Source organism: Candidatus Bodocaedibacter vickermanii (assembly GCF_014896945.1).
GTDB classification, from domain to species: domain Bacteria; phylum Pseudomonadota; class Alphaproteobacteria; order UBA6184; family UBA6184; genus Bodonicaedibacter; species Bodonicaedibacter vickermanii.
The window spans coordinates 778,962-803,075 of sequence record NZ_CP054719.1 but is presented as its reverse complement, the minus strand read 5'-3'; the positions used below and the strand labels follow the sequence as shown (position 1 = coordinate 803,075).

Annotated in this window: 25 protein-coding genes and 2 tRNA genes; 13 read left to right on the top strand and 14 right to left on the bottom strand. The window is 40.2% G+C overall.

Annotated features, from left to right (window positions below):
• The first annotated feature begins 7 nt into the window (after window positions 1-7).
• Complete coding sequence (rpoD, locus tag CPBP_RS03700; RefSeq protein ID WP_350331521.1) at window positions 8-1,915, top strand: RNA polymerase sigma factor RpoD; 1,908 nt, start codon at window positions 8-10, stop codon at window positions 1,913-1,915.
• A 45-nt stretch (window positions 1,916-1,960) separates the two neighbouring features.
• Here rpoD and CPBP_RS03695 read toward each other — a convergent pair whose 3' ends face one another.
• Window positions 1,961-2,383: a DUF6869 domain-containing protein gene (locus CPBP_RS03695; protein ID WP_350331520.1), complete on the bottom strand. Its 423-nt coding sequence runs from the start codon at window positions 2,381-2,383 to the stop codon at window positions 1,961-1,963.
• A gap of 174 nt (window positions 2,384-2,557) precedes the next feature.
• On the opposite strand from CPBP_RS03695, the gene CPBP_RS03690 reads away from it, so the two are divergent.
• Window positions 2,558-3,079, top strand: a complete 522-nt coding sequence (locus CPBP_RS03690) for a hypothetical protein (protein ID WP_350331519.1) — start codon at window positions 2,558-2,560, stop codon at window positions 3,077-3,079.
• Between the two features lie 38 nt (window positions 3,080-3,117).
• Here the strand turns inward: CPBP_RS03690 and hscA are convergent, their stop codons facing one another.
• The 8 genes from hscA to CPBP_RS03650 all read right to left on the bottom strand — a co-directional run bounded on the left by hscA (window position 3,118) and on the right by CPBP_RS03650 (window position 9,648).
• Entirely contained in the window at window positions 3,118-4,893 is a 1,776-nt protein-coding gene (gene hscA / locus CPBP_RS03685) for a Fe-S protein assembly chaperone HscA (RefSeq protein WP_350331518.1), read from the bottom strand.
• Window positions 4,894-4,895: 2 nt separating this feature from the next.
• Window positions 4,896-5,432 carry a hypothetical protein gene (locus CPBP_RS03680; protein ID WP_350331517.1) on the bottom strand — a complete coding sequence of 179 codons (537 nt, stop codon included), beginning with the start codon at window positions 5,430-5,432 and terminating at the stop codon, window positions 4,896-4,898.
• The gene (locus CPBP_RS03675) at window positions 5,425-5,754 is read right to left on the bottom strand and encodes a HesB/IscA family protein (RefSeq protein ID WP_350331516.1); all 330 of its coding nucleotides are present in this window, start codon (window positions 5,752-5,754) and stop codon (window positions 5,425-5,427) included. The genes CPBP_RS03680 and CPBP_RS03675 overlap by 8 nt, the downstream gene beginning before the upstream one ends.
• Before the next feature lie 4 nt (window positions 5,755-5,758).
• Window positions 5,759-6,148: a Fe-S cluster assembly scaffold IscU gene (gene iscU, locus CPBP_RS03670; RefSeq protein WP_350331515.1), complete on the bottom strand. Its 390-nt coding sequence runs from the start codon at window positions 6,146-6,148 to the stop codon at window positions 5,759-5,761.
• A 20-nt stretch (window positions 6,149-6,168) separates the two neighbouring features.
• Complete coding sequence (locus tag CPBP_RS03665; RefSeq protein WP_350331514.1) at window positions 6,169-7,404, bottom strand: IscS subfamily cysteine desulfurase; 1,236 nt, start codon at window positions 7,402-7,404, stop codon at window positions 6,169-6,171.
• Between the two features lie 2 nt (window positions 7,405-7,406).
• Window positions 7,407-8,531, bottom strand: a complete 1,125-nt coding sequence (locus CPBP_RS03660) for a cysteine desulfurase family protein (RefSeq protein WP_350331513.1) — start codon at window positions 8,529-8,531, stop codon at window positions 7,407-7,409.
• Entirely contained in the window at window positions 8,524-8,991 is a 468-nt protein-coding gene (locus CPBP_RS03655) for an Rrf2 family transcriptional regulator (protein ID WP_350331512.1), read from the bottom strand. Before CPBP_RS03655 ends, CPBP_RS03660 begins: the two co-directional genes overlap by 8 nt.
• Window positions 8,992-9,573: 582 nt before the next feature.
• Window positions 9,574-9,648, bottom strand: a tRNA-Thr gene (locus CPBP_RS03650).
• A 133-nt stretch (window positions 9,649-9,781) separates the two neighbouring features.
• Between CPBP_RS03650 and CPBP_RS03645 the strand changes: the two genes are divergently transcribed.
• The 3 genes from CPBP_RS03645 to clpB all read left to right on the top strand — a co-directional run bounded on the left by CPBP_RS03645 (window position 9,782) and on the right by clpB (window position 13,353).
• Window positions 9,782-10,267 carry a GNAT family N-acetyltransferase gene (locus CPBP_RS03645; RefSeq protein WP_350331511.1) on the top strand — a complete coding sequence of 162 codons (486 nt, stop codon included), beginning with the start codon at window positions 9,782-9,784 and terminating at the stop codon, window positions 10,265-10,267.
• Window positions 10,268-10,367: 100 nt separating this feature from the next.
• Window positions 10,368-10,685, top strand: a complete 318-nt coding sequence (locus tag CPBP_RS03640) for a YciI family protein (protein WP_350331510.1) — start codon at window positions 10,368-10,370, stop codon at window positions 10,683-10,685.
• A 103-nt stretch (window positions 10,686-10,788) separates the two neighbouring features.
• On the top strand, window positions 10,789-13,353 hold the full coding sequence (gene clpB / locus CPBP_RS03635) for an ATP-dependent chaperone ClpB (protein WP_350331509.1): 2,565 nt from the start codon (window positions 10,789-10,791) through the stop codon (window positions 13,351-13,353).
• Window positions 13,354-13,419: 66 nt separating this feature from the next.
• Here clpB and CPBP_RS03630 read toward each other — a convergent pair whose 3' ends face one another.
• Window positions 13,420-13,848, bottom strand: a complete 429-nt coding sequence (locus CPBP_RS03630) for a Dps family protein (protein WP_350331508.1) — start codon at window positions 13,846-13,848, stop codon at window positions 13,420-13,422.
• Between the two features lie 883 nt (window positions 13,849-14,731).
• Here CPBP_RS03630 and CPBP_RS03625 point away from each other — a divergent pair.
• Window positions 14,732-15,190, top strand: coding sequence for a GNAT family N-acetyltransferase (locus CPBP_RS03625; RefSeq protein ID WP_350331507.1), 459 nt, complete (start codon window positions 14,732-14,734; stop codon window positions 15,188-15,190).
• Here CPBP_RS03625 and CPBP_RS03620 read toward each other — a convergent pair.
• Both CPBP_RS03620 and efp read right to left on the bottom strand, forming a co-directional pair.
• Window positions 15,187-15,984: an inositol monophosphatase family protein gene (locus CPBP_RS03620; protein ID WP_350331506.1), complete on the bottom strand. Its 798-nt coding sequence runs from the start codon at window positions 15,982-15,984 to the stop codon at window positions 15,187-15,189. The two genes, CPBP_RS03625 and CPBP_RS03620, sit on opposite strands and share 4 nt — an antisense overlap.
• Window positions 15,984-16,550 (bottom strand): elongation factor P, encoded by a 567-nt coding sequence (gene efp / locus CPBP_RS03615; protein ID WP_350331505.1) that lies wholly within the window; start codon window positions 16,548-16,550, stop codon window positions 15,984-15,986. The genes CPBP_RS03620 and efp overlap by 1 nt, the downstream gene beginning before the upstream one ends.
• A 360-nt stretch (window positions 16,551-16,910) precedes the next feature.
• On the opposite strand from efp, the gene CPBP_RS03610 reads away from it, so the two are divergent.
• On the top strand, window positions 16,911-17,684 hold the full coding sequence (locus CPBP_RS03610; RefSeq protein WP_350331504.1) for a DUF3575 domain-containing protein: 774 nt from the start codon (window positions 16,911-16,913) through the stop codon (window positions 17,682-17,684).
• 363 nt (window positions 17,685-18,047) lie between these two features.
• Here CPBP_RS03610 and CPBP_RS03605 read toward each other — a convergent pair whose 3' ends face one another.
• A complete protein-coding gene (locus tag CPBP_RS03605) occupies window positions 18,048-19,250 on the bottom strand; it encodes a cation:dicarboxylate symporter family transporter (protein ID WP_350331503.1) in 1,203 nt (400 codons plus the stop codon).
• A 136-nt stretch (window positions 19,251-19,386) separates the two neighbouring features.
• Here CPBP_RS03605 and CPBP_RS03600 point away from each other — a divergent pair, with 136 nt between their 5' ends.
• The 5 genes from CPBP_RS03600 to CPBP_RS03580 all read left to right on the top strand — a co-directional run bounded on the left by CPBP_RS03600 (window position 19,387) and on the right by CPBP_RS03580 (window position 21,614).
• Window positions 19,387-20,028 carry a class I SAM-dependent methyltransferase gene (locus CPBP_RS03600; protein WP_350331502.1) on the top strand — a complete coding sequence of 214 codons (642 nt, stop codon included), beginning with the start codon at window positions 19,387-19,389 and terminating at the stop codon, window positions 20,026-20,028.
• Window positions 20,029-20,174: 146 nt separating this feature from the next.
• Window positions 20,175-20,495, top strand: a complete 321-nt coding sequence (locus CPBP_RS03595; RefSeq protein ID WP_350331501.1) for a hypothetical protein — start codon at window positions 20,175-20,177, stop codon at window positions 20,493-20,495.
• Complete coding sequence (locus CPBP_RS03590) at window positions 20,495-20,764, top strand: hypothetical protein (RefSeq protein ID WP_350331500.1); 270 nt, start codon at window positions 20,495-20,497, stop codon at window positions 20,762-20,764. Before CPBP_RS03595 ends, CPBP_RS03590 begins: the two co-directional genes overlap by 1 nt.
• Entirely contained in the window at window positions 20,761-21,480 is a 720-nt protein-coding gene (gene fliP, locus CPBP_RS03585) for a flagellar type III secretion system pore protein FliP (RefSeq protein ID WP_350331499.1), read from the top strand. The genes CPBP_RS03590 and fliP overlap by 4 nt, the downstream gene beginning before the upstream one ends.
• Before the next feature lie 57 nt (window positions 21,481-21,537).
• Window positions 21,538-21,614, top strand: a tRNA-Arg gene (locus CPBP_RS03580).
• Between the two features lie 7 nt (window positions 21,615-21,621).
• Here the strand turns inward: CPBP_RS03580 and CPBP_RS03575 are convergent.
• Window positions 21,622-22,281 carry a transglycosylase SLT domain-containing protein gene (locus CPBP_RS03575; protein ID WP_350331498.1) on the bottom strand — a complete coding sequence of 220 codons (660 nt, stop codon included), beginning with the start codon at window positions 22,279-22,281 and terminating at the stop codon, window positions 21,622-21,624.
• Window positions 22,282-22,439: 158 nt separating this feature from the next.
• On the opposite strand from CPBP_RS03575, the gene CPBP_RS03570 reads away from it, so the two are divergent.
• Window positions 22,440-22,985 (top strand): cold shock domain-containing protein, encoded by a 546-nt coding sequence (locus tag CPBP_RS03570; RefSeq protein WP_350331497.1) that lies wholly within the window; start codon window positions 22,440-22,442, stop codon window positions 22,983-22,985.
• Window positions 22,986-24,114: the final 1,129 nt, after the last annotated feature.

Sequence of the window (24,114 nt, the reverse complement as noted above, 5' to 3'; positions counted from 1 at the left end):
AGTGGCCATGTCTGATGAAGCATTAGATCTATTTGATCACCCCCGCGTAAGAAAGTTAGTTCAACTTGCGCAAGAACAAGGCTATATGACGCATAACGAAATCAATGACGCCTTTGATGAAGAAGAAATTCCTGCATCATTTATAGAAGAGCTCTTAATTTATTTAGAAGATGCCGGCATTAAATTGATTGATGCAAAATTCGACTCCGATATTGAAGAGGAAGAAGAAATCGTACCGGCACCTGCAGCACTTAATATATTAGATAGTTTTACTGATGCTGTAGATGAAGATGATGCCGCAGAACCTGTTGACGTGATTGCTACTGAAGAAGCCAGAACAGATGATCCTGTTCGTTTATATTTACGCGAAATGGGCAGTGTTGAACTTTTATCTCGTGAGGGTGAGGTTGAGCTTGCCAAACGTATCGAAGAAGGTAAAGCATTAATGATTAAATCATTATTCTTAAGTCCTTTAACGTTTGATGCTATTCGTGAGTGGTATGAATTTCTTCAAAAAGGTGACTTGCTGTTAAGAGATGTTATTGCGTTAGAATCTTACCGTGAGCCCGAACAAAATTTTGAAGAAGATGCTGACGATGTTGATGTGGATGCAGAGGTTGAGGATGATTCCAAGCCTGTTGAAGAAGGTCTTGAAACACCAGATTCTGAGGAGACTGAAGAAGCAACTGCAGACAACGAAACATCAATCGCTGAGTTAGAAGAAAGCTTGTTGCCAGCTGTGTTAGAGTCATTTAGCCGCATTTTGGCTTTGCATGATAAACTAGAAACACATCGCAAGAAAAATGATGCTAAGAAGCTTGAACAAGTTCAAGAGGAAGTGTATCAACTGACGCAATCGATTCACTTGAACCATCATTGCATTCATGAATTAACGGCGCAATTGTATGAATTGAATACGGAATTGGTTACGTTAGAACGCGACTTGTTACCCATGTCTGAGAAGGCTGGCGTAAAACGTGATGATTTCATTAAGGCTCACAAAACATATTTCCAAACAACCGAATGGCAATACAAAGAAAGCCCAGCGTGGGCACAGTTCTTTACGTCTGCATCAGGGCTAGTTAAGCAATTGGATTCTCACGTTAAGCACACGCAGGTATCAACGCGACTTTCAATTGGTGAGTTTAGAGAAATTGTCTTTAACATCCAAAAAGGCGAACGAATTGCAGAGCGTGCAAAAAAAGAAATGATCGAAGCTAACTTACGCTTAGTAATTTCCATTGCTAAAAAATATACTAACCGTGGGTTGCAATTCTTGGACTTAATTCAAGAAGGTAATATTGGGTTGATGAAAGCCGTTGATAAGTTTGAATACCGCAGAGGATACAAGTTTTCGACCTATGCGACATGGTGGATTCGCCAAGCAATCACGCGTTCAATCGCAGATCAAGCACGTACGATTCGTATCCCCGTGCATATGATTGAAACGATTAACAAACTGCTTAGAACATCTCGTCAAATGTTAAATGAAATTGGCAGAGAACCCACGCCAGAAGAGTTGGCTGAAAAGTTGATGATTCCTGTTGAAAAAGTTCGCAAAGTATTGAAAATTTCTAAAGAGCCTATCAGCCTTGAAACGCCAGTGGGTGATGAGGAAGATAGCCACTTGGGCGACTTTATCGAGGATAAAAATGCGGTGCTTCCCATTGATGCGGCGATTTACGGAAACTTGCGCGATACAACGAACAAGATTCTGTCCACGTTAACGCCTCGTGAAGAGCGCGTATTGCGCATGCGATTCGGAATTGGTATGAACACTGATCATACGTTGGAAGAAGTTGGTCAACAGTTTAACGTAACACGCGAACGCATTCGTCAAATTGAGGCGAAAGCCTTACGTAAACTAAAACATCCAACACGGTCCAGAAAGCTGCGCAGCTTTTTAGATCACTAAACAATAATAGCCCCCCCCCCCCCTTTTGTCAGGGGGGGGCTTGATTTATTCATCAACTGCCGTAGATTTTATTGAATCAATATTTAAGGAATGTTTCTCGGTTATTTTACCGGCATACTTTACGTTGATATCTTTTAGAAAAAGACTTACGGGGCTGTTGCTTGCTGCCCAAACATATCGCATGGCTACGCGCATGACCTCACTTTCTTGAACTTCCATTTCTACAGCTTCTTTAATTTGAAAGATATGTCGGTGTAACAAGTCTTCTAAAACACCGGTTGCAACGTAAGCAATTTCTTGTTCATTGTGACATACACTTAACACCTCGAATACAAATGCCAATCCAGCTTTGGGGTTTGTTTGAATCAAATTTTCCGCGTAGTCCACCGCCCAAGAATATTTTTTGAACTGACTGCGATAATATTCGATGTATGCATAAGCACACATATCAAGTATATTTTTCGTCATAATCTTTGTTTCTCAAATGTCTTTGAATATTATATACCTCAATAAACTAAATTATCTGTTAATTTATTTGACAATTTTATCAAAAAACCATAAAAACATGAGGTTTATTGTCAAAATTAATTTTTTGTTAATATTTTTTAACTATAATTAATATATTCCAAGGAGATTATTGCCATGTACAAAACATTTCTTGCTGGACTATCTTTAGGATTATTATTGTTAACGCCGATTACCCTTAACGCGTCAAGCCTTACGTTTGATGGTATTCCAACAGTGCTATCTGAGGATGGATCTTTTACCAGCCCCATGAGTTCTCGGGTTTCCGATGTAACATCCAAAGATGTTGTTCACCTTCATTTATTCAGAGCGCATTCAACACTTAGTGACATGAGTCAGAAAGAACGAAATGACCTAGCTAAACGACTGGGGTCGTCAAAACGAATTGATCTTGAACGCATCATTCCCGAAGAGCATAAAGAGACAGTCATAAAAGATTCATGCTGTTGTCTGTTTTGGAAGGGCTGTTTTAGAGTATCTTCAAAAACATTGGGTAGCCTTGCCATAGATATCATTTTAGATTTGTCTGATGGAAAGTTAGATGGAAAAGGTCCCAACGGATCTATAGATTATATTCATCACATTGCTGAAATTATCAATGCAACAATAGAAGAAGTGCGCGCCGAAAGAAGCAAGTAACATTTGATGCATCGCATAGAGAGGGGGCGTCCTCCTCTCTATAAATATTTTTGCAGTCGCTTGTGTGCAAATTCAGTTGTTAAATGATTCAGCCGTTCCATGTGTTCTTTAATAAGGTCGCGATCCTCGTCCAATAATGCTTTTGATAGTGCGTCAATCGCAGTTTGAATGTTGGCTTGCTCTATGGTGGAAAGAAGATCACTGTCAACAAATAGTGCCTGCTCTACAACATTAATTAATTGTTTGGCTTCTGTTGTCGTTTGGGTTAATAGGCGTTTCTGCATGTCTGCTTGGGCATGACGATGGCTGTCTAAGATCATCTCTTTCATAGCATCTTCGCTTAACCCATAGGTCGGCTTTACCACGACAGTTTGAACAATTCCGGTTGTTTCTTCTGTTGCTGTAACACTCAATAATCCATCAGCATCCAGCGCGAATATGACGCTTACTTTTGCCAGTCCTGCAGGCATCGGGGGAATTCCCGACAAAATAAATCGTCCTAAAGACCTGCAATCTTTTGCTAACTCGCGTTCACCTTGCACAACATTAATGACAATTCCTGTTTGATTGTCTTGAAACGTTGTAAAGTTTTGGGCTTTCCGAATGGGAATGGGGCTGTTTCTTGGAATAATTTTATCAACGACCCCCCCCATCATTTCAACGCCTAACGATAATGGAGCCACATCAATCAGCATGCTATCCCCACCTTGGGTCAACAAATGTGCTTGTCGTGCTGCACCCATTGCTACGACTTCATCTGGGTTTAATGATTGAAAAATGGGTACATTAAAAAAATCACTTAATGTTGTTTCAATGGCTGGAATACGTGTCGACCCACCAACAAGAATAATACCCTGGGTTTCGCTTAAATTGACATGTGCCTGATCAAGAGTTTCACGCGTAATTTTAATTGTTTCACAAATTAATGGTTGTAATAGATCTTCAAAGGTCTCTCGTTTTAAAACACAGCGATCGCCTAATGGAGTATCAAATGTTGCTTTTAACTGCGTCGACAGGCGTTCTTTGACGTGACGTGCATGAGATAATGCATTGCGTCGTTGCTCAGGTGTTAGCTGACTTTCAGATAAAAAGTAATCAACAATCGTCGCATCAATATCATCCCCACCTAAAAAGGCGTTACCACCCGTTGCTAAAACTTGAAACACGCCCTGTGTCATTCGCAATACGGAGACATCAAAGGTTCCGCCGCCCAGATCATAGACAATATAAACGCCTTCTTTGGCGTCATCAATACCATAAGCCAATGCTGCAGCTGTGGGTTCTGCAACTAACCTTAATACGGTTAGCCCTGCCAATCTTGCGGCATCTTTAATACCGGCGCGTGCAACTTCGTCAAAATATGCGGGCACTGTCACAACGGCTTCTGTAACATCTTGATCCAAATAAAGCTCCGCTTGATGTTTGATGTACCTAAACAGCGCGCTTGCGACTTGGGCGGGATCTTGCAACCCCATCGCAGTTTTCAGCTTGATACCCAGTTCTGTTTGAGTCACATTAAAGGGATGATGATCAAGAATAGAGTGTACTTCAGCCAGTGACCTGCCAATAATGCGTTTGATCGAATGAATTGGACCAGTCTCAGTTGTTGCTGTATCCCCAACGAGTATCTGATCTGTGCGATAATTTACAATTGAAGGTAATAGAAACGATTCGCCATTTAAGGGGATCAGTTCAACTTTATTGTCTCGTATTAATCCTGCCACACAATGGGTAGTTCCAAAATCAATACCAATGGCGTACATTGTATCTGTATCTACTTTAGATACAGACGGGTCTGTAATTTGAATCAGCATGCTTAAATCTCCTGGATTAGCTTACGCAGACGCTCCACATATGTCAACCGTGCAATTGAGTTTAACACATCTGCTAAACTTAATTCTCGAATTGATGTATCTAAATCTACAATAATCTGATGATATAGCTGGGCGATATCTTCAGAAGCCCCCTGAGTTTGTAACCTAACGATAGTGCTTAAAAAATCACTATCCAGCATTGGAATATCTTGATCATTAAACTGTTCCAATCCTAATGTTTGATCTTGAAGATACAGTGCTGTTGCTTTTGCAATTAACAACATATTTTGTAATGATTTATACGATTGATTGATTTGGCCGATGTGCTGTTCTGCCCATTGTTGTGTTTGGACAGAAGCATGCCGCAGTTTATCAGGGTGCAACATACGTTGGAACGCAAAATAGCGTTGATCTAAGAGTGCGCGATCTATATTTAACGTCGGTGTCATCTGGAAAATCACAAAAGGATTCATCGTGTAAAAAGGACAAACATCTCCATTAGGACTTAATACCGAGTAAGTGCTTTTTATACTAGACATGAAATGATTCTCCGCATCCACATCGTCCCTTTTCATTTGGATTTTTAAAGGTAAATCCAGATTCTAAATCGTTCGTTTCAAAATCCATGACAATACCAAAAACAAACATGATTGCTTTTGGGTCAATCAACACTGTTACAGTGTCCAGCTGAATTACTTCATCATATGGATTTTTTTCATCTGCGAATTCAATATAATATGATAATCCTGAACACCCACGAGTTTTAATACCCACACGAATCCCCAAAGAGGGTTTGCCTCTTCCATTTAAAAGGTGTGTTATTTGTTCAACGGCGGCTGGGGTAACAGTGAGTATCGACACAGATTTAACCCTTTTGTTTGTCTTTATAATTTTGTACGGCTGCTTGAATTGCGTCTTGAGCCAAAATCGAACAGTGAACCTTTACGGGGGGTAATGCTAATTCTTCTGAAATTTGAGAATTCTTTATGGTCAAAGCCTCGTCCACACTTTTACCTTTTAACCATTCAGTCGCAAGGGAACTTGACGCAATTGCTGAACCACACCCAAAGGTTTTGAATCGGGCGTCTTCAATCTTTCCAGCGTCAGAGACTTTAATTTGCAACTGCATCACGTCTCCACAGGCGGGGGCTCCCACCAATCCAACGCCAACGGACTGATCCTTGTCTGCGTTTTCAAAGCTTCCAACGTTTCGTGGGTTTTCAAAATGATCCACAACTTTTTTACTGTATGCCATATTTTTATTTCCTTAATCGTTTAATGTTCTGTCCATTGTATGGATTTTAAATCAATTCCGTTTCGCACCATTTCGTACAACGGGCTCATGTCTCGCAATCGATTGACACTGCTAATAATGCTATCCGCAGCAACGTCTAATTCTTCTTCGGTTGTAAAGCGTCCAATACCAATACGCAATGAGGTATGCGCCATTTCATCTTCAACACCCAATGCATATAAAACATATGAAGGTTCAAGTGAGGCTGATGTGCAGGCAGATCCTGATGACAAGCATAAGTTCTTAATTCCCATCATTAATCCTTCACCTTCAACATAGGCAAAGCTAATGTTCAAATTTCCTGGAATACGTTGAAGTGTATGTCCATTAATGTAAATTTCTGGTAATGCATCCGACAGTTTTTTCCAGAAAAAATCTCGCAGCTTCATAATACGCGCAGTTTCAAATGTCATTTCATTGTTTGCAATCTCACACGCAGCGCCTAATGCAACACATAAAAATGGAGACAACGTGCCCGACCGCATACCACGTTCTTGACCCCCGCCGTTGATCTGAGCAGTCAACCGTACGCGAGGGCGTTTGCGAACATATAACGCGCCAACACCTTTGGGTGCGTATAGCTTGTGTCCAGAAACGCTCAACATATCAATGTGCATTGCCTCAACATCCAATGGAATTTTACCGACAGCTTGTGCTGCGTCGGTGTGAAAGAATACGCCATGTTCACGACATATCTTGCCAATGTCTGCCAACGGTTGAATGACACCAATTTCATTGTTCACCGCCATGATTGATACTAAAACGGTGTTGGGTTTTATGGCAGTCTTTAAAACATTTAAATCAACCAATCCGTCTTTTTGAACAGGCAGGTATGTGACTTCAAATCCATCCTGTTCCAAATGGCGGCATGCATCTAATACACATTTGTGTTCAGTAATGCAGGTGATAATATGATTCTTACCTTTTGATTTATAAAATTGAGCAGCCCCTTTTATGGCCAAATTATTTGATTCGGTGGCACCACTTGTAAAAATGATTTCTGAGGGGTTCGCGTTAATTAACGTTGCAATTTGTTTGCGCGCTGTTTCAATAGCAGCCTCAGCTTCCCATCCATAAATATGGTTGCGTGAGTGCGGGTTTCCAAAGTGTTCTGTTAAATAGGGTAAGGCAGCCTCAACCACACGTGGATCGCAAGGCGTCGTTGCTTGATAATCTAAATAAATGTACCCTTCTTTTTTTGGAATAGATGTAATCATTCTTATAAACTTTCTACTTTTTTCGTCATCTGCATGGCGTGCCACGCATTAATAAATTGATCCATATCGTCTTTAGTTTGGGTTGAGCTTAAGCTTAATCGTATTGCGCTATTCACATACATATCATCCAACCCCATTGCTTTTAAAACATGAGATTGTTCTACTTTTCCAGATGAACAGGCAGATCCAGCACTTACCGCAATGCCATTTAAATCAAAATGAATTACCTGGGTATCCTTATTATATCCGGGCGTGCTTACATTCAATGTATTGGGCAGACCATCATCAACACTATTAACTCGGATGTTGGGATTAATAATCTTCAGTTGATCGATTGCCCAATCCAACACTTTCCGTGTCGATGCCCAATCGGTTTTAACAGCGATTTCAGCTGCCACACCAAATCCAACAATTGCTGGAATATTTTCAGTGCCTGATCTTAATCCTTTTTCTTGTCCACCGCCCAATAATGGGGCTTTTAAGATAATATTCGCCTTGCTAATTAAGGCTCCAACACCTTTGGGTCCGCCGATTTTATGGGCAGAGATTGTCATTAAATCTACATCCAAATCTGCAAAAAATACAGGAGTTTTCCCAAACGCTTGCACGGCATCTGTGTGCACCAAACACTTATGTTTGTGACACAATGTCACAACGTCTTTCAGCGCACGTTGAACAATACCAGTTTCGGAATTGGCTAATGCAATGCTAACTAATTTTGGGGCATTTGAACGCTTAAAATACTCGCTCAATACATCAATCCGAATTTGTCCATGTATATCTACAGGAATTAAATTTTCGGGTAAAACATTTTTATGAATGGATGCATGTTCAACGGAGCTTGCATAGATGGTTTCTTTTGGAATATTCAACCCTGATAATACCAAATGATTGGATTCAGTGCCACCACTTGTAAACGTAATATCTTTTGAAGATACCTCTAAAGCAGCGGCGACTTGCTTTCGCGCTTTATCAATGTCTGCACGACATCGTCGCCCCATTTGATGAACCGCTGACGCATTTCCCACACGATCAAACGCATCCATCATTGATTGCTTAACATCGGGCAACAATGGCGCTGTCGCATTATAGTCTAGGTACACACATTTTGTTGCAGGGCTAATCATTGACCACCTGCTTATGTTGAGTCCATCCCGACACCACAGTCTTTGGGATTTTTCCCAAGGCCAGGTCTTCTAGTGTAATGCTACTCAAAAATCCATATACATGATTGGTTAGTTCTTCCCATAAAGTATGTGTCTTACACAGCATGCCTGTCTTTGTGCACCCAGAGTGCGATGATGTCGCACATCGAGTAAACAATATATTTTCTTCCGCAGCCATAATAATTTCAGCCACATTAACAAAGGCAGCTTCGCGCGCCAACACATAACCACCCGCTTGCCCGCGAATACTATTCACGACACCGGCCTTGCGTAATTTTGTGAATAATTGTTCTAAATAGGTAATGGAAATATTTTCAGTCTCAGCAATATAGGATAAGGGGACAACCTGCTGAAGCTTTAATGCGTCATGCAATCTTAATAGCGCAGTTACCGCATACCGTCCTTTTGTTCCCAGCTGCATATCGACCTCATTTAATCCTGACTAAAATATAAAGGATTTTAAACTAGATTTCAAGTGAATCCCGATAAAAATAGTAAGGTATGGATCGTTGCGAACCAATCTTAGTTTTGGTCATCGTTCGTTAGCGTTTATCTGATATTTTGCACGACGAAAGCGTTTATCTGATATTTTGCACGACGAAACCGAGGCAGAGTGCTATAGCAAACACCTTTAACAATTGCAACGTGCCGCCAAGGATGATCCCTGGATCCGTTAGAGGATACGGTTTGTAAAAGTAAAATTCCTGAATTGTCGTAACGTTGTATTTTTATAATCCGTGTCTGCGCGCACCCGATTTAATCTATTGAGTGCAGCGTCACGTTGCCAATAGCGCGTTGCCGGTGTCATGCTGCAGCCAGATCGGTGTGTAAAATTTACGACGAAATAGTGCTGAGCACTAAGTCGTAGTATTTTCAAGATGGATGGATGTTGGAGTCTTAATTTATTTACTGCCAATCATGATTCAGGTAGAACCCACCATTCAGCAGGCTTGTTGAAAACACACGCCTTTAAAAGAATTATCCACATAAGCTTAACAATGACTGGTGCCGCTGAAGAGAATCGAACTCTCGACCCCATCCTTACCAAGGATGTGCTCTACCACTGAGCCACAGCGGCACATGATGATAATTTATGCCATACCCTCAAAACAAATTCAAGAATTTTGGTTTTTTATTTTTTGGTTAAGCGTCAAAAATTAACGTGTTTTTAATCAAAAGAAGGTAACCTTCAAGGATTAAAGGAATACAAAATGTTTACAATAAGAGCGTCTTCAATTAAGGATGCAGACTTAATTCTGCAATTAATTCGGGAACTTGCAACTTACGAAAAGTTGGAAGATCGCGTTACTGCAACTATTGATGATGTAAAAAATACATTGTTTATTAATAATCCAAATGCGCATGTGTTAATTGCAGAAGAAGATGGCGAAGCTGTCGGGTTTGTTTTGTACCATACAAGCTATTCTACGTTTTTGTGTAAATATTGCATTCATATCGAAGATCTGTATATTCGTGAAACTAAGCGTGGCAAAGGATACGGCGAAGCTTTAGTAAAGGCAATTTGTGACATTGCATGCGAAAAAAACTATGGTCGCATTGATTGGGTTGTCTTAGATTGGAATCAACCAGCCATCCAGTTTTATAAGCATATTGGGGCAGAAGAACTTTCCGAATGGAAAATGTTTCGATTGAATTATGATGATATTCAACGATTAGCTCACAAAACAAAGCATTAAATAACCACCCTTCATTTTAAACAGCACCTCAATTCTACATTGAATCGGGTGTTGTTTTTTTAGTAACCTACCTGTGAATCTACTTAATTCGGAAGATAAAATGAAAAGCAATGACGCAAAGCCAAACTTATTTCTTGTAATTTTAAGTTACAAAGTTGATTTAGAAAAAATTAATTCTTTTAGAGCAGCTCATTTAGATTTTTTACAGAATTGCTACGATAGAAATCTATTCATTGTCTCAGGGCCCAAAGTTCCGCGCAACGGAGGAGTTATACTTGCTAGATGCGATAGTAAGGATATGTTGCTCGCAGTTTTAGAAAAAGATCCTTTTGCAATAAATGATTTGGCCGATTATGAAATAATAGAATTTGAACCAACCAAATGGAGCTCTTTATTTGAGCGTGTGTTATTTAATTAAACAAAGAGCTTGCAACGTTATTTTTGAACAAAGATGATCACTATTGAATCGGATGTTGTTTTTTAGTAACATATCGATAGTCAAATTTACTCATGGAGGCTCCATGAAAATCGAAAAATATACTCAGCGATCACAAGGTTTTTTACAAGCCGCACACACATTTGCGACCAATGAATCGCACCAGCAATTATTGCCTGAACATTTGTTAAAAGTCTTGTTGGATGATCATGACGGAATGTCTATCAGGCTACTAAAAACGATAGACGCAGATGTCATTCGATTGAAAGCAGAACTTCAATCCCTGTTGAACAAACTTCCTAAAGTTAGAGGGGGTGAGTCACAACTTTATCTCAGTCGGGAATTCTCTGCGGTTCTATCGTACGTAGAAACCAAAGCCGAACAGTCTGGTGATGAATACATATCGCAAGAGCTTTTATTGCTTGGGTTGCTGACATGTCCGCAATCAACTGTGATTGAGCTAGCAAAACGTTTCAATATTTCAGAAACTAATTTACAGGAGGCTATTCAAATGATGCGAAAAGGTCGCAGTGCCGATTCCCCCAATGCCGAAGAAACCTATGAGGCATTAAAAAAATATTGTATCAATCTGACCGAACAAGCGCGCCAAGGAAAGCTGGATCCGGTCATTGGGCGTGACGAAGAAATTCGTCGTACGATTCAAGTATTGTCCAGGCGCACAAAAAACAACCCTGTATTAATTGGTGAACCGGGTGTCGGTAAAACAGCAATCTTAGAAGGGTTGGCGCAACGTATTGTTAAGGGTGATATTCCTGAATCCTTAAAAGAAATGGAACTAATGTCTTTGGATTTGGGGGCTTTGCTTGCGGGTGCAAAATTCCGCGGCGACTTTGAAGAACGTCTTAAAAGTGTGGTGAAAGAAATCACCCATGCTGACAGCAGCATTGTTTTGTTTATTGATGAACTTCATACGCTTGTCGGGGCTGGAAAAGCCGATGGTGCGATGGATGCATCCAATATGTTAAAGCCTGCGTTGGCGCGCGGCGAATTACATTGTGTGGGGGCAACAACACTTGAAGAATACCGTCAACATATTGAAAAAGATGCCGCGCTGGCGCGCAGATTCCAACCGGTATATGTCAGCGAACCCACTGTTGAAGATACCATTTCTATTTTACGTGGATTAAAAGAAAAATATGAACTGCATCATGGGGTTCGAATTACTGACAGTGCAATTGTTGCAGCAGCAACGTTGTCTAATCGATACATTACGGATCGTTTTCTTCCCGACAAGGCCATCGACTTAATTGATGAGGCATCCAGTCGATTGCGAATGGCTGTCGATTCAAAACCAGAAGATCTGGATGAATTAGATCGTCGCATTATTCAGTTGAAAATTGAGCAAGAAGCATTAAAGAAAGAAAAAGATCCGGCAAGCCAAGATCGATTAAAAAAGCTTCAAGAAACATTAGTTGAACTTAGTACTCAGTCAAGCGTTATGAATGCAGAGTGGGCAGATGCATCTAAGATAAGGCACCAATCAACAGCGATCAAAGAGCGTTTAGATAAAGCCCGAAATGAGTTGGATGTGGCGCGTCGCAAGGGTGATTTAGAACGAGCAAGCCAATTGATGTATGCCGAGATTCCAGAACTTGAAAAACAGTTGGACTCGATCGACAACGCATCTCGGTCTGCAAAGCAAGAAGTCACGGATGAAGATATTGCATCAATTGTTTCAAAGTGGACGGGCATTCCTTTAGAAAAAATGCTGTCGTCTCAACAGGACAAATTATTAAAAGCCGAAGACCATTTGCGGCATCGTGTTGTGGGGCAGGAGGCTGCAATTTCTGCGGTGGCTAATGCTATTCGTCGTTCGCGTGCGGGGCTTCAAGATCCAAATCGCCCCTTAGCATCCTTTTTGTTCTTGGGACCAACAGGTGTTGGAAAGACAGAGCTTGCAAAATCATTGGCGCAATTTTTGTTTGATGATGAGCATGCAATGACGCGTATCGACATGTCAGAATATATGGAAAAGCATTCAATCTCTCGCTTGATCGGATCACCACCAGGATATGTTGGATATGAAGAAGGCGGCAAGCTAACGGAGGCTGTTCGACGACGTCCGTACCAAATTATTTTGTTTGATGAAGTAGAAAAAGCACACCCAGATGTTTTCAATGTTTTGCTACAAGTGTTAGACGATGGAATACTCACCGATAGTCATGGTCGTACTGTTGATTTCAAAAATACAATTTTAATCTTAACATCGAATTTAGGCAGTGAAGTGCTGTCTACGTTACCAGAGGACGAGACTGTTGAATCCGCCAGGTCACAGGTAATGGCGATTGTACGATCTCATTTTCGTCCAGAATTCTTAAATCGATTGGATGAAATTTTATTGTTCGGACGGTTAGAGCGCAACGTGATGGAAGGCATTGTTGATATTCAATTACACCACCTTAAAGATAGATTAAAGCAACAAAACATGAGCTTGCAATTATCTTCAGAGGCTATTACATGGCTTGCAAATGCTGGATACGATCCGGTATATGGAGCCCGTCCTTTAAAACGCGTGATTCAAAAGCACTTACAAGATCCAATTTCTATGATGATTTTAGAAGGAAAGTGCAAAGATGGCACAACATTAACTGCTGATGTTAAAGACGGGGATATTGTTGTAAGGGTGTAGCTGTAGCGCGCTTCGCCCCACAATGCCCCTTTGTTGGGGCAAGCAGGGGCGAACCTGCGCCTAAAATTAACAACTGCTTCGTAAAATCCAGCGTGCTTTTCGGTGAAAGGTTAAACAATCAACAAAGAAATCACTGATGACAGGATCCCCAAGTTCTTCTACAACTTTGTTTGCATCCATCAATATGTTTTCCATGATTTGATGAGATTGAATTAGGTCGTGCAACATTTCTAAGGCAGTAAAGGTCTCGTTGCTCTCATTCATTTTGGAATCCGTAAGAAATAAATTCAACACGTTGGGTACTTTAAATCCCAAGGCGCGAATATGTTCTGCCGTTGTATCAATCAATTCCAGCAATTCTTTGTAATGTTCTTCAAATTTTTCGTGTAATGAAATAAAATTCACCCCTTCGACATTCCAATGATACGACTGTGTTTTAAGAAACAATCGGTATTGATGAGTCAAGATATTCAATAAAATAAGTTCAATTTTCATAGTGTGTTCTTTCGCTTTTGCTAGATTTAGCAATACAACAAAATTACTTATAAAAAGTTTATATTTTTACTGATTGACGTAAAAAATTTTTTATCTTACACTATTTTTAGTTACAGTGGTTTGAGGGTGTTTTCAAGTTATGCAAGAGTGTATTTTAGCCGACTTTGACGATTATCTTCCCCGACATATGTCGGGTCATTCTGTTTCCAGTTTTTTCAATCTTCCGTTGCGGGGCTTTGGTGTTTCATGGGTGTCTTCTTTAAGGGTAGGCCCCGCAGGTGGGAGTATCTCCAAACTATAAAAACAATAAGGAGATATTTTATCGATCGTAATGAAAAACAACAACAATAACGATCAAACTTATACTCTAAGCTGGATGTAAAATCCAGCTTTTTTTCTTATAATTGCACGAAAGTGGTTTTAATATAAAGACTTAGACCATTTTATGCGGGGTCTATCTTAACAGACTGTTGTGTCCGTTAAAGATATCTTAGAAAATTTGATTGTGAAATTTCAAGAGAGGGAGTAGTTTTTGCCCCAATATTGGGGCCCACCTGCAAAAGTGTGAAATCCCAACGAGCCCACCCCGCCGCCGCCACAACATAATAACCAAGGTAATCTAAAAAAACTAAGTTTTTTCGATGTATTAATAAATTAAGATTCCAACCTCAATCCATCTCAACTATACTATCACATAGTACTCTGTAATAGTTTCGCTGTTGGTTATTACGCACCAGCCTAGCCGCCGGTGTATCTTACCGCCTAAGCTTAAGATACACGATGATAGTTAATCATTCGTGAATGAACACCATTTTTTTCTGAGGTTACGTTGAATATAAATATTATCTCTGCGAGCATTTCAGATTACCCTATGATACAAAACATGGCGCGTTTTTACGTCTATGATTTATCCAGGGAGTGTGGATTTATTTCATCCGATTGGGCGCTACCTCCGGATGGATTGTATGAAAGCTTTGATTTCAAAGACTATTTTCAAGATGCTGATAAACGAGCATTTTTGATACGAGTTGATCAGGAAATTGCCGGATTTGTTCTTATAAATCAATCGGGACTTTTTGCAGAAACCACTTGGAATATGGGGGAATTCTTTGTTCTTGCAAAATTTCAAAACAAAGGCATTGGAATGCAGATCGCAACGCACGTCTGGAATATGCATTCGGGGCAATGGGAAGTATCGGTTATTCCTGAAAACAAAAACGCCGCCAATTTCTGGCGACGTGTGATTTCGGAGTATTCTTGCGGAGCTTACGCAGAATCACTTCAACATGTTGACTATGATTCTGATCAACCTCTGCGAATTGTTTTTCAGTTGCAGGCTTAATCTTTAAACGTTTGAACCAAATCAGAATGAACTTTTCCGTTTGATGCCAGAATCGATCCTTTAGTATCCGTCCGATTTTTACCATCAACAGTTGTGATGATACCACCTGCTTCACGGACTAATAATGACCCAACAGCGGTGTCCCAAACCAAAGGATCCATTTCTAAAAATGCGTCCAATCGACCGGCTGCAACATAGGCTAAATCCAGTGAAGACGCACCCATGCGACGGAATCCAAAAATGGTCGAATGTATTTTTTTTAATAGGGTTGCATAGGCTTCTTTGTGAACTAAAGATGGACCTGTTGCAATCAATGATTCACGCATAGCTTTACGATTGGAAACGCGCAAACGTTTATCATTCATAAATGCACCGCATCCTTTTTCAGCTGCAAACATTTCATCTTTGATGGGATCATACGTGATGCCGGCGATAATCTCGTCATTTTGTTCAGCGGCAACAGAAATCGCGAAATGAGGAATTCCATGAATAAAGTTTTTTGTGCCGTCCAATGGGTCAATAATCCAGCGACACTCTGATTCTGTGGAAAGCAAGACTTCTCCGCTTTCTTCAGTGATCATTCCAAATGTGGGGCGTGCTTTGTGCAGTTCTTCATGCAGAATTTGTTCGATTCTAATATCTGCTGAACTTACAAAGTTTCCCAAACTTTTTTCGGATACTTGCAATCGTTCAATTTCTCCAAAGTCACGCAATAATCCTCTGGCAGCTTTTTGAATGGCTGCACTCATTACGTTTATCAGTGGAGATTTTAAGGGGGTGCGTTGAGAAGCCATTAGTCTTTCGCCCTTTCAACATACGTACAATCTGCTGTTCTTACAACAATTCTGGTACCTGCTTCAATATATTGCGGAACCATAACGCGTAATCCGTTGGCTAGTTTTCCTGGCTTGAATGATGCGCTAGCCGTTTGTCCTTTTACAGTGGGTTCAGCTTCAACAACTTCCATAATAACCGTTTCGGGTAATGTTACTGCAATAGGCTCGCCATCGCACATAGATACCCGCACGATCATGCTTTCTGCTAAGAAAGGTGCTGCATCGCCTAGCAAGGCTGGGCTTAATGCAACTTGGTCAAATGACTCTTGATCCATAAATGTGTATTCTTGACCGTCGTTAAATAGATATTGATAATCACGATCTTCCATATAAACCCGTTCAACGGTTTCGCTAGAACGAAAACGTTCGTTGGATTTCGTGCCAGATTGAATGTCTTTGATTTCCACTTGAACGAATGCACCACCTTTTCCGGGTTTTACATGGTCTGTTTTGGTGACAAACCACTTGCGACCTTTGTGTTCAATTACATATCCGACGCGAATTTCATTACCGCCAATTTTCATTTGCTGTCCTTAAGAAAATAATTTTTTGCAGGATAGCATGCAAGGCAATAAAATGAAAGAGCTTCATCACAACAGTATCAGCTCATTATATAGCCAATCACGGATAAAATGAACTTGCGAAATTTTGGATAATTCTGATATTGACTGCATGGACTCCGTGTTCGACCCCAGCGGATCTACCTCAAGGGTACAGCGTCACGCTGTAATTTAATAGAACACATCGGTCTTAGAGAAAGATCAATCAGAACGACTGTGGTTCTTTGGCAACACATCACAGAAAACTCAATTGCTTGATTAAAGTTTTTGTTTTTATTTAACTCTTACTATAAAATTCGCCTTGAATTAATTAAAGAGGGTATTATGAAAAAAATATTATTATCAACAGCTTTGACGGCCGTGTTGTTATCGCCACTTGCAGCAGAATCATTTTCTGGTATGTTTGCGGGCGCTAAAGGATCCGTTCTATTCTTCAACAAAGGTGCGCTTTCAGATTTAACTAAAACTGCTTTAGACAAAGATACTAAAGACTATGGTGGATTTGGTTTTAATGGTGGATATGGTGGAGCAGAACTTGGATACTCATTCCGCTTTGCGAATAACTTCGCGATGGGTCTTTCTGTAGGTGGTGGATATAAGCATCACACACTTAAAGAAGCTCGTGATACTACTGAACCTGCAGAAGGTACAGCTAAAAAGAACTTAGGTTTAGACTTTATTACAAGCGGTTTTGCAGCTGATGCTCGCGTACGCCTTGGCGTAATTTTCAGTCGTTTCCACGTATACTTCAATCCTGGTATGGAATTGGGGATGACTAATCCTGAATTAACTGTTTCCTATAAGGGGGCAGGAGATAACGCAAAAGACGAAACTCACAAAGTTACGTACGCAACAGATAAAGGTCCAGATTGGAAAGATCGTTTATCGTTTGTTATCGGTTTAAATGTTGAATATGCAGTTACTCAGACAATGTTTGTGGGTGGTGGCGTTGGCTTCCGTTACAGTTTAGCGGATGTAAAAGATCAAAAAGATAATTTTTCTGCTGAAACAAAAGCAAAAACTGATGCAGTTACTGACATTGCTTACAAAAACCCAATGGGGTTAGATGTTGGTGTTGTCGTTGGCGCAAGCTTCTAATTCTGATCTAAAAGATTGGTAAGAGCTCGTTCGATACCCTTTGTTAATAAATGTTAACGGTTGGTTAACGCGATTTTTTTACCACCCCCCCGCCCTAGACACCCTCAGTGACCTTCGGGTGGGGGTACAAAACCCACTCCCTAAATCGAGACTAAATAGACGAAGCAATCCGTCTTTTCTTCTCGAAACGGTGGGCAAAAATAACAATGTATGAGCGCTCTAAACTTACAATACCTCACAAATGTTAACAAAAGATTGACAGGATAAATTTTCCAAAAGTGTATGTTTGCATTAGAATAACCCCACGGGGCTAACCATAAAAAAACCGCCAATCGGCGGTTTTTTTATTAAGAAGTCTCGGTCTTATTTTGCTTCAACCGTTTTTCCAGAAAACATCTTTCCAAATATCCGATTAAACAAAACGACAAACGCTCCATTTCCAAGGACGTTCATTGTTGTTCCAATCGCATCATATAAAATATAAAGTGCTGTTGCCAGCCCAACCATCTCTGGATTGAATCCCAGTACTTTTTCAATAAGGGGAGTCATAACTAAAATGGTGGCGCCTGGCACCGCTGCAACGGTAAACATATACATTACATACCACAAAGCAAACACCAGGAATAATCCATAAGAGGGTGTGCCTAATCCAAAGGTAACCATTGTTGCAATAATCATTAATGGCGCTCCAATAGAGTCCCCCATCAAGTTCATGTTAACTGTTGCAGGGATAACAGAGCGGGCAATCAGCGGGTTTTGCGTATTCTGTTCTGCTGCCGTTAATGAAAATGGCAATGCCGCTGCGCTAGACATTGTGCTGACACCGGTAATTACTGGAGGCAACATATTACGTAAATACGTTAACCATGTTTTTGGGTTTAGCTTTGCTCCAATGGCAAACAATGAAAGCAGATATATAAGCTGCACAGCGGCAATCAATAAGTATACCGGACCATATTGTTTTAATACATACGTTAACGTTCCTTCGTGTTCCATCTTTAAGATAAAGCCTAAAATAAAGAACGGAACCACAGGAATAAACATTTTATTTAAAATAAAGGCAGCGCCTGACTTTAATCGATCAGAAATCTCCTTTAATCCATTAACGTTTAAATAACCCAATCCAATGCCGCTTAACACACCTAAAATCAAACCATGCTCATTCTTTAGAATTGCTTTTACAAATTCTGGAACTGGAAGCTTCCACATAGCCATCAATACGCGGGATGGGTCAGATTCAACTGGGGCAAGACCCGACATCTCGGTTAATAAACTGCTGGCAAAATAGGCTATGTTTAATCCCATGAAATTCATGAAAACCACGCAGGATACTAAGCTAATCACAAATAGAATCGCACCATTTTGCAACGCAACCAGGGTTGAAAATAGATACGCAAAAATAATATAAGGCAGCGCTAAAACTAATAAGTCTTTAATCAGAACGCTGATGGTATAAAAAAATTCTTTAATTCCAACAGGGATATGATCACCTGCCAAGAAAATAACTAAAATCATTGTAATTAGCTGCAGCGGTAAGCTAGAGCTAAATTTTCGCAGTATATTCATTTTAATTCCTATTTAATTCTAATATTAGCACCATTATAATAGCTTAAACTTTAGTGTGTGCAAGTTTTTTCAAGTTTCACTTGAAAAAGTTAATTTTTCTCTCTATATAAACAAAAGCATTTGAGAGATCTTAAAGTTGAAAACCAACATCATTAATTTGTTATTACTATCTATTGCAATCATCATTTCTGGATGTTCCGCTGAACAGTCAACCTTCGTGGGTGAATTTATGAGCAACCCATCTGCTATTGGTGCCATTGCGCCAAGCAGTGAAGAGTTAGCAGAAATTATGGTTGAAAATATCGATCCTGCAAATTCAATTGTGATTGAACTTGGGGCGGGAACTGGACCGTTCACGGAAAAACTAGTGGCTAAAATCCCAAAGGATAAATTGTTTATCGTTGAAAATAATACAACGTTTTATCAACATTTAGTGAAACGTTTTCCAGATCAAACTGTTTTATGTGTTGATGCCTGCGAATTAGACAAACATATTCCTGAACATCTTCACGGAAAAATAAATGTTGTTGTATCAGGTTTACCTTTCCGCAGCCTGCCGGCTGACGTCGCTACTAAGATATTAAGCTCTTTGAAAAAAGTCTGTTCGGTAAACTTTAAACTTATACAATTTACTTATTTTAAAGAACCTCCATTACCCCTTGCCGAATCTGAAATGTTGGGAATTTCTCCAACGTACTATAAATTGTCGCCAAACAATACACCGGCAGCTCATGTGTGGATTTATAATCCTACTATTGTTGCCGATACGTCAAAGTAAGCGCGCCTGTTTTCAAGCCCTGCAATGTGGAATGATTACTCTGTGGGGCTTTTCCAATTCAATCGTCTGTAAGCCAAAGCCTAACGATAACTTGATTTGCACTTTGTCTTAATCTTATTTATACTAAATAAAAAAGAATAATAAAGATGGACGAAAAATACTTACATACGCTTCGCCAAGGTATTGTGATCGCCCTTAAAAAGGCTGAATCCAATCTGCTTAATGATCAACCGATTGACCTTGATTTTGTAAAAGAGCGCGTTCAACTCTTTCAAACATACTTAACCAAACATATGCCAACACATCCGTCTGATGACTTAAAAAACTTAGTCCAGGATGTATTTTTGGATATTCAACGTCTGTCCGATCATCTTGCTGAAGAAGCCAAATTAAGTAAAAGTCGCATTGCTGAAATGGCAAACTCTCAGAAAATTACTCACACATATACTTATGGAGTGCGCAAATAATGTCAAGCTGGACATTAATCATTACAGCTATCGGCAGCATTGGATGGTTGTTGCTGTTGAGGGAAGGCTTGCAACGATGGTCACAGAATGGTCTGAATCGTGGGGCTGCCGATCAAGAGTTTCAAATAAATTACTGCGCAAAACCGCTGGGACGTCTTCGTCTGGTAACGCTTGAATGGCAAGACACTTTATACTGTATCGCTGTTGATATGCAGGGATCCTATATACAAGTCATTGATAAACATCCTATAAAAAGGGCCTCCACATGAAATATTTTTTAATGACATTCTTCTTTTTTACAACGACCCTAAGTGCACAAGCCATCTCTTTTGATTTGGGGATGCAAGACGGTGGGTCTACGACTGCAAAGCTTTTGCAGTTGATGTTTACGCTCACTATCATTGGTATGGCGCCGCTGGCTCTAATGACGGTCACATCGTTTACTCGCATTATGGTTGTGTTATCGTTTTTGCGCAGTGCCATTGGGCTGCAACAATCCCCGCCAAACCTAGTGATGGTGGCATTGTCTCTCTTCTTAACTGGGTTTATTATGGAGCCTGTCTTTCAAAAAGCATACACCAATGGTGTGGAACCCTTGATGGCTGAGCGCATTACTGAAAAAGAAGCGCTTCCCATCATCGCAACGCCATTTAAAGAATTTATGGCGGCAAACACGCGTGCAAAGGATTTGCTGTTGTTCCAGGAAATCAGCAGATCGGCTGCAGTTGATAAAGCAGAAGATATCAGTTTAAAAGTTTTGGTTCCAGCATTTGTGATCAGCGAATTGCGTAGAGCCTTTGAAATCGGATTTTTAGTATACATTCCATTCCTAATAATCGATATGATTGTGGCATCGATTTTAATGTCCATGGGAATGATGATGCTACCCCCGGTTGTCATCTCGTTACCCTTTAAAGTAATTTTCTTTGTATTGGTTGATGGGTGGAGCCTAATAGCAGGAACCCTTATTCAAAGTTTCCATTAAATCTGGGTGATTCCCTTATGGAATTTTTGTTTGGTTTTCGATATACTGCGACTAAGTGTTCCCGTAGCTCAGCTGGATAGAGCGCAAGATTCCTAATCCTGAGGCCATGGGTTCGAATCCCGTCGGGAACACCACTTCTTGTTAGTGTCTCACTAATGTTTTCTTATACGTCAGATAGGCTATTTTTGCCCGTTGCAAGATGCTGTTGCTTATGACAGGTTGGGTTTTCAGCTTAACATCAAGTTTTGCTTTGGGAACATTTGCAAAGGACGCAAGCTCAGTAGGCAGCCCCCCTAGCGACTTTATCTTGCTCCAGTGTTGGTTCACTTTGCTTGCATAGGGGCTGGAATATCTAAGATCTCTGGAATTATAATACGCTATTGCTTTGTCCCAGGATCCGGCTTCAGCTTTTAATTCTTTTAATAATTGGGCTGCAAATCGAATATTGCGGACTGGGTTCAGCATGTCTTCATCGGATTGAAACTTATCCTTATGAAAAAAATGATTTATCTGCATGCAGCCAACATCAAAATTCTTTTGTCTTTTGGCTCGCAATTCTTTGATTTTTGCTACAGCTTCTTTTTTTGTATTAAAGCGATATGATGCGTTTGGCGTTCCAATTACCCAAGGCATATCAGACGATTCAATAAACGTAATGGCGGACAGTAACAGCGGGGGCAAGCCTTCCTCTATTTCAATCATTCTGGATAAGGTAGAGCACTTATATACCATTTCTGGCTGCGGAACTTCTGCAGCAATGGGCAATATCAAGGCTATAAAAAATAAAACGTATTTCATCATGTGAGTTTCTTTGCAAAATGTGTACCAAGGGGGAGTGTAGAGATTTAGTCTTAATAATTCGTGAATACAACGACTGTCATTTTTTTTTACATTTTAACCTTTTGTTCGTACTTTAATGCTAATACTTAAACATACTTAGTAAATATGGTGTGAGTTACATGAAAGATATTTTGACAAAAGAAAATGAAAAAGGAATGTGGTGTACGGTTAAATGGTATAATCCTTACAAAGGATATGGGTTTGTAACAAAAGATCCAGAGGGGCAAAGTCCCGATATATTTTTACATTTTTCTGTTTTAGAAAGTATTGACCTTCTGCAAGTGCGTCAGGGTGACCAGGTGCTGTGTGAGGTTGCGCCAACTCAAGATGGCGTACAAGTTACAGAGGTATTCAAATTAAAGTCTGCAAATCCGTTTTTAGCAGAAAACGATCGCTTAAAACGAGGAAAAAAGATTACGCCACCTCGATTTATGATGCACGATGATCATGCTCAATTAAGTGAGGTTGAGGCTGAAATTAAATGGTTCAGCAAAATAAAAGGGTTTGGATTTGCAAAGGTAAAAGGTCTTAAGCAAGACGTATTCATTCATGGAGCCTTATTAGAAGAAATGCATATTCAATCATTGAAACCTGGTCAAAAGGTCAGGCTGTGGATTACCGCATCTAACAATGGTCCAGAAGCTCGTAAAATACAAATAAAGTAAATGCTTCTGCATCAATAGTTTAAAAAAGGAGGGGCATTAGATAAGTGTCCCTTTTTTCATTAGAGATGGAATGACTAATGATTTTTTGAAAATCTTTTGTTTATTCATAATTTGTTAATCAGTCTCTGATACTTTGAAGATGGTAGGCTTTTAGTAAACTCAGATCCCACTTGATTGTGGGTGCATCTGATACGCAATGGCGATTTTGGATATGGATTAGCACAGCGCTGTGCGAAACATATCCTAGTTTGAAAGGGGATGGTATCCCCTGGATGACGTGTAAATTTTTCAAAACGATTTTTTGAAAGATACCAATTGTATTGCGTCGCGGTGGCGGGGGGTGGACACGCTCTGAGTAATTTTTGTGGGTGGGCCCCACTTCAGGGGCGCGCGACCCCCAACACGAAAAAGAATAATTTTCTTGACAATCCAAATTCCTTATGTATACTAATAAGTAGAATTGCGAATAGGCTACCCAAAAACCTGGGTAGCCTTTTTTCGTTCTGCGTCCCAAAAGTATTTCAGCCAAAGGATCTGTAACAGGATCAATGACGAAGCTTTGGTTGAACCACTCAAAGACGAAACGCCGAATCGAATCCCCAGTACAGGTGCTCAACTACCCGATCAGTAGACACAGCCCTGTAAACAACCCCTAGAGCCGACGGGCTCGTAAAACACCGACTTTGTATAGTATACTAAAGTCCGCCTTTCCCCATTCGTGTAAGAAATGGGGTTCTTTTTGCACGTGCGGGTTACTGGGGATTCTCTCGGTTTTAAACAACGGCAACCTGAGGTTGCATCCATTAGGTTAGATCCGATGTGGTCTGACACGGATTTTATATAACTTAAATTTGAAAGTCTCAAAAACACAGCACTTTCAAACAACAACAAGGAACTAAAACACTACTCTTCAATAAAAGATTTCAAAATCATTTTTCACCCTTACCCCTCCTGCGCCGAAGGTAGGTTCAAAATCCGCCCCATTCCCCCATATCTCCAAACACACTCAATCTAACCTAACGGATGCAACGGCACGTTGCCTGCGCCGAAGGTAGGTTCAAATTCTCCTTCATTCTCTCACATTGTATTTTATTACACATCTTAAAACATCGGATCCAATCTAATGGGT

Coding starts and splice junctions, on each gene's coding strand:
- CPBP_RS03620 (WP_350331506.1), bottom strand. CDS start 15,984: ATGGCTTCTCAACGCACCCCCTTAAAATCTCCACTGATAAACGTAATG.
- hscA (WP_350331518.1), bottom strand. CDS start 4,893: ATGCTGATTCAAATTACAGACCCGTCTGTATCTAAAGTAGATACAGAT.
- fliP (WP_350331499.1), top strand. CDS start 20,761: ATGAAATATTTTTTAATGACATTCTTCTTTTTTACAACGACCCTAAGT.
- CPBP_RS03630 (WP_350331508.1), bottom strand. CDS start 13,848: ATGAAAATTGAACTTATTTTATTGAATATCTTGACTCATCAATACCGA.
- CPBP_RS03660 (WP_350331513.1), bottom strand. CDS start 8,531: ATGATTAGCCCTGCAACAAAATGTGTGTACCTAGACTATAATGCGACA.
- efp (WP_350331505.1), bottom strand. CDS start 16,550: ATGAAAATTGGCGGTAATGAAATTCGCGTCGGATATGTAATTGAACAC.
- CPBP_RS03570 (WP_350331497.1), top strand. CDS start 22,440: ATGAAAGATATTTTGACAAAAGAAAATGAAAAAGGAATGTGGTGTACG.
- CPBP_RS03690 (WP_350331519.1), top strand. CDS start 2,558: ATGTACAAAACATTTCTTGCTGGACTATCTTTAGGATTATTATTGTTA.
- CPBP_RS03610 (WP_350331504.1), top strand. CDS start 16,911: ATGAAAAAAATATTATTATCAACAGCTTTGACGGCCGTGTTGTTATCG.
- CPBP_RS03590 (WP_350331500.1), top strand. CDS start 20,495: ATGTCAAGCTGGACATTAATCATTACAGCTATCGGCAGCATTGGATGG.
- CPBP_RS03640 (WP_350331510.1), top strand. CDS start 10,368: ATGAAAAGCAATGACGCAAAGCCAAACTTATTTCTTGTAATTTTAAGT.
- clpB (WP_350331509.1), top strand. CDS start 10,789: ATGAAAATCGAAAAATATACTCAGCGATCACAAGGTTTTTTACAAGCC.
- iscU (WP_350331515.1), bottom strand. CDS start 6,148: ATGGCATACAGTAAAAAAGTTGTGGATCATTTTGAAAACCCACGAAAC.
- rpoD (WP_350331521.1), top strand. CDS start 8: ATGTCTGATGAAGCATTAGATCTATTTGATCACCCCCGCGTAAGAAAG.
- CPBP_RS03625 (WP_350331507.1), top strand. CDS start 14,732: ATGGCGCGTTTTTACGTCTATGATTTATCCAGGGAGTGTGGATTTATT.
- CPBP_RS03605 (WP_350331503.1), bottom strand. CDS start 19,250: ATGAATATACTGCGAAAATTTAGCTCTAGCTTACCGCTGCAGCTAATT.
- CPBP_RS03680 (WP_350331517.1), bottom strand. CDS start 5,432: ATGTCTAGTATAAAAAGCACTTACTCGGTATTAAGTCCTAATGGAGAT.
- CPBP_RS03575 (WP_350331498.1), bottom strand. CDS start 22,281: ATGATGAAATACGTTTTATTTTTTATAGCCTTGATATTGCCCATTGCT.
- CPBP_RS03655 (WP_350331512.1), bottom strand. CDS start 8,991: ATGCAGCTGGGAACAAAAGGACGGTATGCGGTAACTGCGCTATTAAGA.
- CPBP_RS03645 (WP_350331511.1), top strand. CDS start 9,782: ATGTTTACAATAAGAGCGTCTTCAATTAAGGATGCAGACTTAATTCTG.
- CPBP_RS03665 (WP_350331514.1), bottom strand. CDS start 7,404: ATGATTACATCTATTCCAAAAAAAGAAGGGTACATTTATTTAGATTAT.
- CPBP_RS03695 (WP_350331520.1), bottom strand. CDS start 2,383: ATGACGAAAAATATACTTGATATGTGTGCTTATGCATACATCGAATAT.
- CPBP_RS03595 (WP_350331501.1), top strand. CDS start 20,175: ATGGACGAAAAATACTTACATACGCTTCGCCAAGGTATTGTGATCGCC.